Below are 10677 nucleotides of genomic sequence, written 5' to 3'. Positions count from 1 at the left end.
CCGTCTTCTCGCTGCCACCCTCGTTGTAGGTGACGGTGACGGAGTCTCCCGGAGCGTGCGAGCGCACCGCGGCGATCAACGCGTCACCGCTCGAGATGACGCGGTCGTCGAGCTTCGTGATCACGGCACCCGTCGGGATGCCTGCCGATGCGGCGGGGCCACCCTCGGTGACCTCGACGACGGTTGCGCCGTTGGCGTCGTCCTGCGACGGCACCTGCACCCCGATCATCGCCTGGGTGGCCTTACCCGTGGTGGTCAGCTCGTCGGCGATGCGCTTGGCCTGATCCACCGGGATCGCGAACCCGAGCCCGATGGATCCGCTCTGGGCTCCGGATCCCTGGCTGCCGCCGATCGTGGCGATCGCAGTGTTGATACCGATGAGTTGTCCGTCGGTGTTGACCAGCGCGCCGCCGGAGTTACCCGGGTTGATCGCAGCGTCGGTCTGGATGGCGTCGATCACCGAGTTCTGATTGCCGGACTCCCCCGAGGTGGACACCGGCCGGTTCAGAGAGGACACGATGCCCGTGGTGACCGTTCCCGCGAGGCCGAGCGGAGAGCCGATCGCGACGACCTGCTGACCCACTTCGAGGTTCGACGACGAACCCAGCTCGATGGGCGTCAGGTTCGTCTTGCCCTCGGCCTTGATGACGGCCATGTCCGAGACCGAGTCGGCACCGACGATCGTCGCGTCGGCCACCGATCCGTCGGAGAACGCGACGGTGAGTTTGCCGTTGGCACCCGCGCCCGTCGCCACGTGGTTGTTGGTGAGGATCAAGCCGTCGCTGCTGAGGATGACGCCCGAGCCCTCGCCTTCCTCCTGCGAACCCGTCACCTGAATCTGCACCACGCTCGGCAGGACCTTGTTCGCGACGGCCTGAACGGAACCGTCGGGGAAATTGGCGGCCGGCTCTGCGGCGGTGACGGTGGAGTTCAACGAGTTGGTCACTCCCCCGCCGCCGTTGGCGTTGTTGGTCGCGATGGCACCGACTGCGCCGCCGATTCCGCCGCCGACCAGTACGAGGGCGATGGCACCGGCCACCAGCGCAGAACGACCCGAGCGAGTCTTCACCGCGGCAGGCGCAGAGTTGGATTGCGGTGCAACGTGTTGCGGCTGGGCGTGGGTGTGCTGGGCGGTCCGTGGGTCGCCCTGCTGACCGTACGGCCCGTAGCCGGGCTGGTAGGGGTTCTGTCCGTAGCCGGCGTACTGCTGCGGATAACCCTGCTGCGGGGGTTGCGAGCCGGCGTGCTGGGGATTTACCTGCTGGGGGTTGGCCTGCTGAGGCGGGTGCTGCTGGGTGGGGTAGCTCTGCTCGTCGCCGCGCGAAGCCCGGTCCGCCGGATGCTGCTCGCCACCGGCACCCTGTCCGGTCTGTTCGGATTCGTTACGGTCGTCGCTCATCGTTGTTGCTTCCTTCAGTAGAGACCTCGTCGTAGAGGTCCGCCCGCCTTCTTGCTACTCACTGTGCAGGGCGCTACTGAGAGGTCGCTGAGATCCGGCTATCAGTTTGCCGAGAGTGTCGTGGGATCAGGAGCACCCTCACCGGGCAACACGATTCGAATGAGGGCACCGCCACGCTCGGACACCTCGACCCCGATGGTGCCGCCGTGCTTGACGACCACCTGTCGCACGATGGCAAGGCCCAGGCCACTTCCGGGCATGGAGCGTGATGCCGTGGAGCGATAGAAGCGCTCGAACACCAACTCGCGATCTTCCTCGGGAATGCCCGGTCCTGCGTCGTCCACCGTCAACTCGAGCAGACCATCACCGATCTGCCGCATGGCGATTCGCACCTCACCGCCGCTCGGGCTCCACTTCGCTGCATTGTCGAGCACGTTCAGCACGGCCCTCGACAGGCCTGCTTGATCGCCGTAGACGAACCACGGCATCAGCGTCGCATCGAAGTCGATCTCGTTGCGACGGCGGCGTGCTCGCTCGAGACTGCGTTCGACGGCATCGGCCAGGTCGACTCGCTCGAACACCGTCTCCGGCGCATCCTCACGCGCCAGATCGACCAGATCACCCACCAGGGTGGACAATTCCTGGATCTGCGCCACCACGTCGGTTCGGAGCTCGGCCATGTCCTCGTCCGGGATGGACGGGGCTCCGGGGCGTCCGGCCGCGATCAGCAACTCCATGTTGGTCCGCAGCGAGGTCAACGGAGTCCGTAGTTCGTGGCCGGCGTCGGCCACCAATCTGCTCTGCCTGCCACGAGATTCGGCGAGCGCGCGGAGCATGGTGTTGAAACTCTCTGTCAGACGAGCCAACTCGTCGTCACCGGTCACCGGAATCGGCGTCAGATCGTCGGTGCGCGCCACTCGTTCGGCGGCAGCGGTCAACCGGGCGATCGGGCGTAAACCGGTGCGTCCCACGGCCATACCAGCGCCAGCGGCCAGCACCACTCCGCACGCACCGACGATCAACAGCACCCATGCCAGACGGTCGAGTACTTGTCCGGTCGGCAGCAGTCTCTGTGCGACGACGAGAGTGCTGCCGTCCTTGGTGCGTAGTGCGAGCACCCGTTGATCGTCGAGTGTGCGCAGAGACGATTCCTGTTGTCCACTCACGACAGCGAGTTCGGCATCACCGATCGGCACCTTGGGCCCGGGCGGGTTGTAGCTGGACATGTCCGGGTAGATCAGGGCCACACTCACATCGGTGCTGTACAGCGTGGCTCCGGCAACGAAGCGCGGGTCGTAGGACACCAGAGTCGACTCCGCCAACGCGGTTGCGCGAGAACGCAACTGAGTGTCCACATCGCCGTACAGCGCCCGCGAGACAACGGTGTACGCGGCAATGGCCATGACAGCCACCGCAATTGCGACGACAGAGGCCGCGAGCAACGTCACCCGCCACCGCAGCGACACCGACCGTGTCAGAGGCATCGGTGGGCGCATCCCCGTCGGCGACGAGCCGACACCGTCGGTCGACTTGCGCCCGAACGAAGCGACCATCACGGGGGCGTCTCGCGCAGGACATAACCCACACCGCGAACGGTGTGGATCAGCCGCGACTCCCCCTCCGCCTCGGTCTTGCGCCGCAGGTAACCGACGTACACCTCGAGCGCGTTGCCCGACGTCGGGAAGTCGTAACCCCACACTTCCTCGAGGATGCGACTCCTGGTGAGCACCCGCCGCGGATTGGTCATCAGCATCTCGAGCAACGAGAACTCGGTCCGGGTGAGGCTGATCGAGCGTTCGGCGCGCGAGACCTCACGGGTGACCGGGTCCAACGACAGGTCCGCGAACGTCATGGTCTCCGAGTCGATGCCCGCTTCCATCGCGGTCCGCCGAAGCAGTGCACGCAGTCGAGCCAACAGCTCCTCGAGCGCGAACGGCTTGGGCAGGTAGTCGTCGGCACCGGCATCGAGGCCGGCGACGCGCTCGGACACAGAGTCCCGGGCCGTCAACACGAGAATCGGCAGGTCGTCGCCGACACTGCGCAACCGACGACACACCTCGAGGCCGTCGAGCCGAGGCATCATCACGTCGAGCACCAGAGCGTCGGGACGCGCCGCCGCAACCTGCTCGAGCGCGTCGAGACCGTCGACCGCCAGGTCCACGGTGTACCCGTTGAACGTCAGCGACCTGCGCAGCGACTCACGCACTGCTCGATCGTCGTCGACCACCAATATCCGCATCCGTACAGTTTGTCCTGGTCGACTGAGATATGTCTGAGAGGGGTGCCCAATCCGACTACGGAGTGGGTAGGTGCTTGGCCAGCGGGAGGTTCCACTTTCGCCACAGCGCGAGCAGACGCAACCCCGTCGCGAGCAGTGTTCCCACGATCAGACCCACGTTCTCCGGCAGGCTCGCAGCGTCGGCCAACACGACAGCCGACGCACCGAGCAGAGCCGGCAGCGCATAGAGGTCCCGATGCAGCAGCAGCGGAACTTCGTTGACCAGAACGTCTCGGATCACGCCGCCCGCCACGGCCGTCGTCGTGCCGATGAGAGCTCCGGCCAACGCGCTACCGCCCGAAGCCAAGGCAATCGTCGCGCCGGTCGATGCGAACAGGCCCATGCCGAATGCGTCGAGCACCAGAACTCCGCGTCGCACCTTGCCCATCTGCCGATGCGCGACGAACACGACCAGCGAGGCGAGGAAGCCGACGGTGAGGTTCGGCCACGTGTCCAGGGACGTCGGCGGGTGGATGCCGAGCAGCAGATCACGAATGATGCCACCGCCGATGCCCGTCGTGATTCCGACGACGCACACCCCGAACAGATCCAACCGGCGATGTACTCCGATCAACGCACCGGAGGCCGCGAAGGCCGCGATACCGATCAATCCGAGCACGTCGAGAAGCATCGGACCAGCATGTCACGGCGCTGACAGGGATCTGACAGCAACATCCGAGGCCAGCCCCAGCATCGGGGAGCACCTTCGAGTTGTAACCGATGTCAACCCCCAGGAGCACCTCATGCGTATTGGATTCAAGAAAACCATCGCCACAGTCGCAGCGGCGGGAGCACTTGCACTCGGTGGCGGCGCGGTCGCCCAAGCCTCCACGGATCGGGCCACGATCCCCGATGTGGCCGGCAGCTCCGAAAGCGCAGCCTTGGAGGCACTCTCGGATGCCGGTTTCACCAACGTGAGTGTCAACTACGACCGACCCGACGCCATCGTCCTCGGAACCAGCTTTCAAGCAGGGGCCAAGGTCAACGAAAACGCGTCCATCCTGGTGATCGTCGGACGCGACTAGCTCGCCCGCACCGTCCCGTCGTAACCGGCGGCGGGACTGTCCGCGTTGCGGTTGCAAGCGATAGTCTCGGTGCGCAGCAGAATTTCGCAGAACCGAGGTGAACGAACAAGTGCCGATCATCGACAATGCCGTCTACGTGAACGGAAAACGCACTGCCAATCCCGAGAGCCTCGATATCACCTTCGAGGTCATGCGGGAGCGGCACGGAATGGCATGGATCGGGTTGTACCGACCCGAGGTCGCCGAAATCATGTCTGTGGCAGACGAGTTCGGCCTGCATCGGCTCGCCGTCGAGGACGCCATCGCAGCCCACCAGCGGCCGAAACTGGAACGGTACACCGAGCAGCTGTTCGTCGTTCTCCGGCCCGCGCGATACGTCGACGAGACCGAAAAGGTCGAATTCGGCGAATTGCACATCTTTCTCGGTCCGGATTTCGTCGTCACCATTCGCCACGCCGAATCCCCCGACCTGGCGATGGTGCGGAAGCGCCTCGAAGGATCTCCCGAACTGATCGAACTCGGACCCGAGGCGATCCTCTACGGCATCCTCGATCAAGTGGTCGACGAGTACGTCCCGGTGGTGACCGGACTGCAGAACGACATCGACGAGATCGAGGATCAGCTGTTCACCGGCGACCCGTCGGTCTCGCGTCGAATCTACTCACTGCTCCGTGAAGTGTCCGAATTCGACCGTGCTGCAAAGCCACTCGTCGAGATGATCGAATCACTCAAGCGAGGGTCGGACAAGTACAACGTGGACGTTGAACTGCAACGCTACCTGCGCGACGTGCACGATCACGCGATCCGCGTCTCCGACCGCATCGAGTCCTTCCGATCCAACCTGCAGAATGCGTTGACCGTGCACTCGACCATCGTCGCGCAGCAGCAGAACGAAGAGATGCGCAACATGACCGAAGCCAGCCTGGAGCAGAACGAACAGGTCAAGCGCATCTCGTCATGGGGTGCAATTCTTTTCGCACCCTCCTTGATCGCCGCAATCTACGGTATGAACTTCGACGACATGCCGGAATTGAAGTGGCAACTCGGCTACCCGATGGCACTGCTCGCCATGGCGATCTGCTCGACTGCACTGTTCGTGGTGTTCAAGCGTCAGAAATGGTTGTAGAGCGGCTCCGCCGCATGTGAGCGAAACTTCGTAGCAGGGGTCGAAGTTCCGCTCACATGGATACCTAGGACGAGCCGAACCTCGGGCCGATCGGGATGTCGCGGGTGAAGGTCAACCTGTCGAACTCGTTGCCGTATTCGTCGATGGCACCGATCGTCATTCTGCTGGCCGTGATGCCCGGAATGCCCGGCACCACATCGACTCTGACGAACGAGTAGTTCAGGAATCGCACCCTCGACCAGGTGATGGATTCGGCCGACTTCGTGCCGTCCGGTGCCCAGACGTAGCTGTTGGGAACTGCGGTGTCGGGCAACTCGTTGCCGCGGTAGCTCACGCCCTCGCCGTCCTGGAACGTGTAGCGGGGACGACCACCACCACCGACGGTGTAATACACGGTGCCGTCGGTCTTTCCGTCGACCGTGGCGTTGTCACCGGCGACCCGCGTCGCACGGTTGCCGCGAATGGGATCGGTGCGCTCGAAGACGTGGTTGTGAGCCTGGAGCACCACATCCACCTCGTACCTGTCGAACAGCGAAACCCATGCGTCGCGCACGCCGCCGTCGCTCGCATGCGTCGACGTGGTCGAGTACGCGCAGTGGTGAAAGAAGCAGACGATGAAGTCGATGTTCGGATCGGCGCGATATTTGGCGAGAGTCTGCTCCACCCAGGTGTTCTGGGCTCCGCCGCTGTATCCGGTGTTGGCCTTGATCTCGTAGCTGACGTCGTTCGCGTCGAGCGAGAGCACCGCGGTGTTGCCGTAGACGAACGAGTACGCCGACGGGCAGCCCTTGGGCCCGTTGCTCGGCTGATCCAACCGCGCTGCATGGCCGCCGTATCCGTTGGGGCTGTACAGCGCTTCCATGTCGTGGTTGCCGGTGGCGAACAACCACGGCGCGGTCGACGCACTGGCTTCGATCGCCTGGAAATAGCCGTCCCAGACGAAGGGGTTGAACTTGTCGAATCCCTTCGGCGGCGTCTGTCCGTGCTTCGCGAATTGCGGCGGCAGACCGGCACCCGACGGGTCCGCATACGCGATGTCACCGGCGAGGATGTGGAAGTCCGGGTGCGAGGCCTCGATCTGCCGATTGATGTTGCGCGCGTGCTTGACCGACGGTTCGTTGTCGGCCTTGTAGTACTGGTCGTCGTAGTCGCCGGCCACCAGACCTTCTGGTTGCGAGGGCGTTTCGTCGACGCCCTGATCGCCCATCATCGTGAACCTGAACGGTGCGATGCGGCCCGACGGCAGCGCCGGGGATGCGCTGCGAATATCGCTCACGAAGCCGTCGGCGGTGCGCCAGCGGTAGTAGTGCGGCAACTTCGGCGTCAGATTGTCGACGGGAACGTGCACGTAGTACTGCTCGGCCGAGAGAATCCCGCCGTCGGTCTGCGGTACCTGGCTGATCAGGTTCCGCACCTCGGCAGAGGTCGTCGCGCCCAGCGCCGGCGTGGGGCCGTGGTCGAGAAAGACTCCGGTGAGCCCGGGGTTGCGAGAAAGCTGAGCGGAGAACCGCAACTGCGTCGCCGGGTCGTTTCCGAATCCCATGTGCCGTCCGGCAACGGCCAGCGGAGCGTCCTGCGCATAGGCGGTGCGCGCGAAAACCGAATTCCCGACGCCTACCGCGGCGGCCGTTGCGGCTGCTCCCACCAGGAAGTTTCGGCGACTGACCGGGTGCCGCCGCAGGAACGACCGATGCCAATCGTGCTGCTCGGCCATGGTCATGTTCTCGGCGAGCGTGCCCGGGATACCGGTCGCGACGGTCTCGCCTGCGGGATTGAGCGTCATGACTCGATCGTGGCGGTGACGCCCGCTCTATCCGTTAACCAAGCGAAGCACTTGAGTGAACAGTACGAGAACACCGATGCACAACGGGACGAACGAGGACAATCCCGTCGTGCATGGAAGCTCGTGACCTACTACGAAATTCCACGCACGACGGGAGCTGAACTCAGGTCCCCTTGACGTTGAGGATCTGCCTCAGTTCGTGCTCGATGCTCACCAGGTCGCGGGCGTCCTCCATCACGACATCGATCGACTTGTAGGCGTCGGGAATCTCGTCGATGAAGTCGGCACTGTCGCGAAACTCGATCCCCTTCATCCGCTCCTGCAGGTTCTCGTGGGTGAACCGCTTCCTGGCCTCGGTCCGCGAGAACTGCCGACCGGCACCGTGAGGAGCCGAGCGAAGGCCGGCCCGCGAGCCCTTACCGACGACCACGTACGAGCGCGTTCCCATCGAGCCCGGAATGATCGCCTTGACACCCTCGTGTGCGTCCACTGCACCTTTACGGGTGAGCCACACGTCCTTGTGCGCGTGCGTTTCCTTCACCGTGTAGTTGTGATGGCAATTGATCCGCTCGACCTCGCGATGGTCGTCGGTTCCCATCCACTCGGCGAACACCGCACCGAACCGGTCCATCATCTCGGCACGGTTCAGGTACGCGAACCGCTGCGCCCACTTCAGGTCTCGGATGTACTTCCCGAATTCGGGTGAGCTCTCGGGCAGATACGCCAAGTCCTTGTTGGGCAACGCGATCCACCACTGCGCACACAGACGCTGTGCGACCGCGATGTGCTTCTTGGCGATCTTGTTGCCGACGCCCCTCGACCCACTGTGCAGAAACAGCCACACCCGATCGGTTTCGTCGAGGCACAGCTCGATGAAGTGGTTGCCGCCGCCCAACGAACCGAGCTGCTCACGCCACTGCGGTGAGTGGTTCAGCTCGACACCGTCCTTGGCCACCAACTCCTCTAGTTCGAGCAACTTTGGCGCGGTGAAATCCCACCGGTCGACGCCGACGTTGTAGTTGCCGGGCGAGAGAGGGATGCTTGCCTCGATGGCGAGTCGCAGGTCCGTAAGATTACGGCCATCGACGTCGTCGAGTATGAATTCCGTTCGGACACCGATCATTCCGCAGCCGATATCGACACCGACGGCGGCCGGAATGACAGCACCCAGCGTAGGAATCACTGTTCCTACGGCGCTTCCCATACCGCTGTGGGCGTCGGGCATCAGCGCGACGTGCGGATGCACGAACGGCATCGACGCTGTTTCACGGGCCTGCTCGAGAGTCTTGTCTTCGAGCTGTGAAGCCCAATTGAGCAAACGCAAGCCCACCTTGTTCGGGGGCATGATGTTTCCTTTCTGCCCCCTTGCACAAGAGGGCGCTATTCGATGGGTCGATTCACGAGCGGAGCTTGTTTACCGCAGAGAGCGGCGCATCCCTCCGGTGAATACGCGCGCAGCACAAGGCCCGTACCTGCCCTCGTGTCGAGAGCGGCACCAGACAGAACGGTTGCGCGCATGACGAGGACCCTATCGAGCGAAACCATGCCCACGCGAGCGAATTATTCGAAACGTAGTGGGACTGAATGCACAGAAGTGCCATGCGCGGACGGGATCCCGTCGCTGAGGCCCGATAGTGTGCAAACCTGCCCACAACGCCGGCTCCTACACTCCCCCACCGAATGCGAGTCCCAACAGATACGTCGCCCCAGCCGCGCCGTAGCCGATGGCCAACTGTCGCAGAGCACGTTTGACCGGTGGCCCGCCGCTGAGCAGTCCCACCACCAGGCCGGTGCAGATCAATGCGATTCCGACGAGGACGGCGGCAACGGCAAGTGCCACATAGCCTTCGAGGCCGAACAGATACGGCAGCACCGGGATGACCGCACCGGAGGCGAAGAAGCAGAAACTGGCCGCGGCGGCACCGAGGCCGGTTCCGATGGACTCGTGCTGATCGACGTCGGGGGCCATCTCGTCGGCAGGTAGTACTCGCAGCACTTCGGCGGCTTTGGCGTCGGCTTCCTCGTGGGTCATGCCCCGCGCCCGGTAGACCAGCGCCAGTTCGTTGGCGTCGACGTCGAGGTGTTGGACGGCATCGCGCGCGGCACTGTCCGGGGACGACGCCTCGAGCAGTTCCCGTTGCGAGCGGACCGAGACGTACTCGCCCGCGCCCATCGACAGCGCGCCGGCGAGCAGTCCTGCCAGTCCTGTGACGAGAACGATCTGATTGGACACACCGGATCCGCTGATACCGAGCACCAGAGCCAGGTTGCTCACCAAGCCGTCGTTGGCACCGAACACTGCGGCTCGGAACGTGCCGGACAGTCGATTGCGACCGCGGGCAGCGAGTGCCCTGATCACCTCGGCATGGATCTGCTCGTCGGCCGTCATGGCGTCGGTGGCATCGGAGTCGGTGGCATACGGAGAGCGCGTTTCGGCGCGCTGCGCCAATGCGAGCACGAACACCGAGCCGAACCGACGCGCCAGCACACCGAGGATGCGGGTGCGAATGTCGCCCTTGAGCGGCATGCCGACTCGCTCGCCCAGTAGGTTTCGCCAATGCTGCTCGTGACGGCCCTCCGCATCGGCGAGTGCGAGCAATATCTCGCGTTCCTCGCCGACGCGTCGACCTGCCAGATCGCGATAGACGGCAGCCTCGGCCCGCTCGTCGGCGAGATACTGCCGCCACCGCCTCACATCTCGCGCACTGGGTCCGTCGTTCATGAAAGTGAAGATAGACCCGTCGAGGGTCAGCTCGGGTCGTACACCCCGGTCTGTACTGCTTTGACCAATCTCCGTGGCACTCGGAACTCTCGACCTTGGAACCGCACGGTCACCAGATCGGGAGCAACGGCTTTCCACTGCGCACGACGGCTCCTGGTGTTCGAGCGCGACATCTTTCTCTTCGGAACAGCCATGATTCAGGCGTCCTTTCGGCTTCGTCGACCGTAACGCTTCTCGAATTTCTCGACGCGTCCCTGCGTGTCCATCACGCGGGCGGCTCCGGTCCAGAAGGGGTGCGATTCGGACGAGACGTCGACGACGATCAGCGGGTAGGTGTTGCCGTC

The 10677-nt window shown here is 64.1% G+C and carries 11 protein-coding genes; 2 read left to right on the top strand and 9 right to left on the bottom strand.

All coding sequences use genetic code 11. From position 1 onward, the window contains the following. The 4 genes from A2J02_RS10120 to A2J02_RS10105 form a co-directional block, all read right to left on the bottom strand. A partial coding sequence (locus A2J02_RS10120; RefSeq protein WP_082899496.1) for a S1C family serine protease occupies positions 1 to 1399 on the bottom strand: 1399 nt, incomplete at its 3' end. Between the two features lie 101 nt (positions 1400 to 1500). Continuing rightward, on the bottom strand, positions 1501 to 2952 hold the full coding sequence (locus A2J02_RS10115) for a HAMP domain-containing sensor histidine kinase (RefSeq protein ID WP_068049736.1): 1452 nt from the start codon (positions 2950 to 2952) through the stop codon (positions 1501 to 1503). Then, the gene (locus A2J02_RS10110) at positions 2952 to 3638 is read right to left on the bottom strand and encodes a response regulator transcription factor (RefSeq protein WP_032395747.1); all 687 of its coding nucleotides are present in this window, start codon (positions 3636 to 3638) and stop codon (positions 2952 to 2954) included. The genes A2J02_RS10115 and A2J02_RS10110 overlap by 1 nt, the downstream gene beginning before the upstream one ends. A 55-nt stretch (positions 3639 to 3693) precedes the next feature. After that, positions 3694 to 4308, bottom strand: coding sequence for a trimeric intracellular cation channel family protein (locus tag A2J02_RS10105; RefSeq protein ID WP_068049734.1), 615 nt, complete (start codon positions 4306 to 4308; stop codon positions 3694 to 3696). 112 nt (positions 4309 to 4420) lie between these two features. On the opposite strand from A2J02_RS10105, the gene A2J02_RS10100 reads away from it, so the two are divergent. Together A2J02_RS10100 and A2J02_RS10095 are read left to right on the top strand one after the other, a co-directional pair. Beyond that, positions 4421 to 4702, top strand: a complete 282-nt coding sequence (locus A2J02_RS10100; RefSeq protein ID WP_068049732.1) for a PASTA domain-containing protein — start codon at positions 4421 to 4423, stop codon at positions 4700 to 4702. A gap of 109 nt (positions 4703 to 4811) precedes the next feature. Continuing rightward, on the top strand, positions 4812 to 5828 hold the full coding sequence (locus A2J02_RS10095; RefSeq protein ID WP_068049738.1) for a magnesium and cobalt transport protein CorA: 1017 nt from the start codon (positions 4812 to 4814) through the stop codon (positions 5826 to 5828). Between the two features lie 64 nt (positions 5829 to 5892). Here the strand turns inward: A2J02_RS10095 and A2J02_RS10090 are convergent, their stop codons facing one another. The 5 genes from A2J02_RS10090 to rpmE form a co-directional block, all read right to left on the bottom strand. Next, positions 5893 to 7611 (bottom strand): metallophosphoesterase, encoded by a 1719-nt coding sequence (locus A2J02_RS10090; protein ID WP_068049730.1) that lies wholly within the window; start codon positions 7609 to 7611, stop codon positions 5893 to 5895. Between the two features lie 163 nt (positions 7612 to 7774). After that, positions 7775 to 8956: an RtcB family protein gene (locus A2J02_RS10085; RefSeq protein WP_068049728.1), complete on the bottom strand. Its 1182-nt coding sequence runs from the start codon at positions 8954 to 8956 to the stop codon at positions 7775 to 7777. Between the two features lie 318 nt (positions 8957 to 9274). Further along, positions 9275 to 10333, bottom strand: a complete 1059-nt coding sequence (locus tag A2J02_RS10080) for a VIT1/CCC1 transporter family protein (RefSeq protein ID WP_068049727.1) — start codon at positions 10331 to 10333, stop codon at positions 9275 to 9277. Between the two features lie 26 nt (positions 10334 to 10359). Then, complete coding sequence (rpmF, locus tag A2J02_RS27210; RefSeq protein ID WP_032388658.1) at positions 10360 to 10527, bottom strand: 50S ribosomal protein L32; 168 nt, start codon at positions 10525 to 10527, stop codon at positions 10360 to 10362. 3 nt (positions 10528 to 10530) lie between these two features. Further along, the coding region (gene rpmE / locus A2J02_RS10075) for a 50S ribosomal protein L31 (RefSeq protein ID WP_068049725.1) at positions 10531 to 10677 on the bottom strand (147 nt) is incomplete at its 5' end.

It is taken from the genome of Rhodococcus sp. EPR-147 (assembly GCF_001647185.1).
Taxonomy (GTDB): domain Bacteria; phylum Actinomycetota; class Actinomycetes; order Mycobacteriales; family Mycobacteriaceae; genus Rhodococcoides.
Note: the sequence above shows the minus strand (reverse complement) of the source record. Positions and strands in the feature narration are given on the sequence as shown.

Excerpts from the sequence above, each read along its gene's own strand:
- A2J02_RS10115 (WP_068049736.1), bottom strand. The coding sequence starts at position 2,952 with ATGGTCGCTTCGTTCGGGCGCAAGTCGACCGACGGTGTCGGCTCGTCG.
- A2J02_RS10080 (WP_068049727.1), bottom strand. The coding sequence starts at position 10,333 with ATGAACGACGGACCCAGTGCGCGAGATGTGAGGCGGTGGCGGCAGTAT.
- A2J02_RS10110 (WP_032395747.1), bottom strand. The coding sequence starts at position 3,638 with ATGCGGATATTGGTGGTCGACGACGATCGAGCAGTGCGTGAGTCGCTG.
- A2J02_RS10090 (WP_068049730.1), bottom strand. The coding sequence starts at position 7,611 with ATGACGCTCAATCCCGCAGGCGAGACCGTCGCGACCGGTATCCCGGGC.
- A2J02_RS10105 (WP_068049734.1), bottom strand. The coding sequence starts at position 4,308 with ATGCTTCTCGACGTGCTCGGATTGATCGGTATCGCGGCCTTCGCGGCC.
- A2J02_RS10100 (WP_068049732.1), top strand. The coding sequence starts at position 4,421 with ATGCGTATTGGATTCAAGAAAACCATCGCCACAGTCGCAGCGGCGGGA.
- A2J02_RS10085 (WP_068049728.1), bottom strand. The coding sequence starts at position 8,956 with ATGCCCCCGAACAAGGTGGGCTTGCGTTTGCTCAATTGGGCTTCACAG.
- rpmF (WP_032388658.1), bottom strand. The coding sequence starts at position 10,527 with ATGGCTGTTCCGAAGAGAAAGATGTCGCGCTCGAACACCAGGAGCCGT.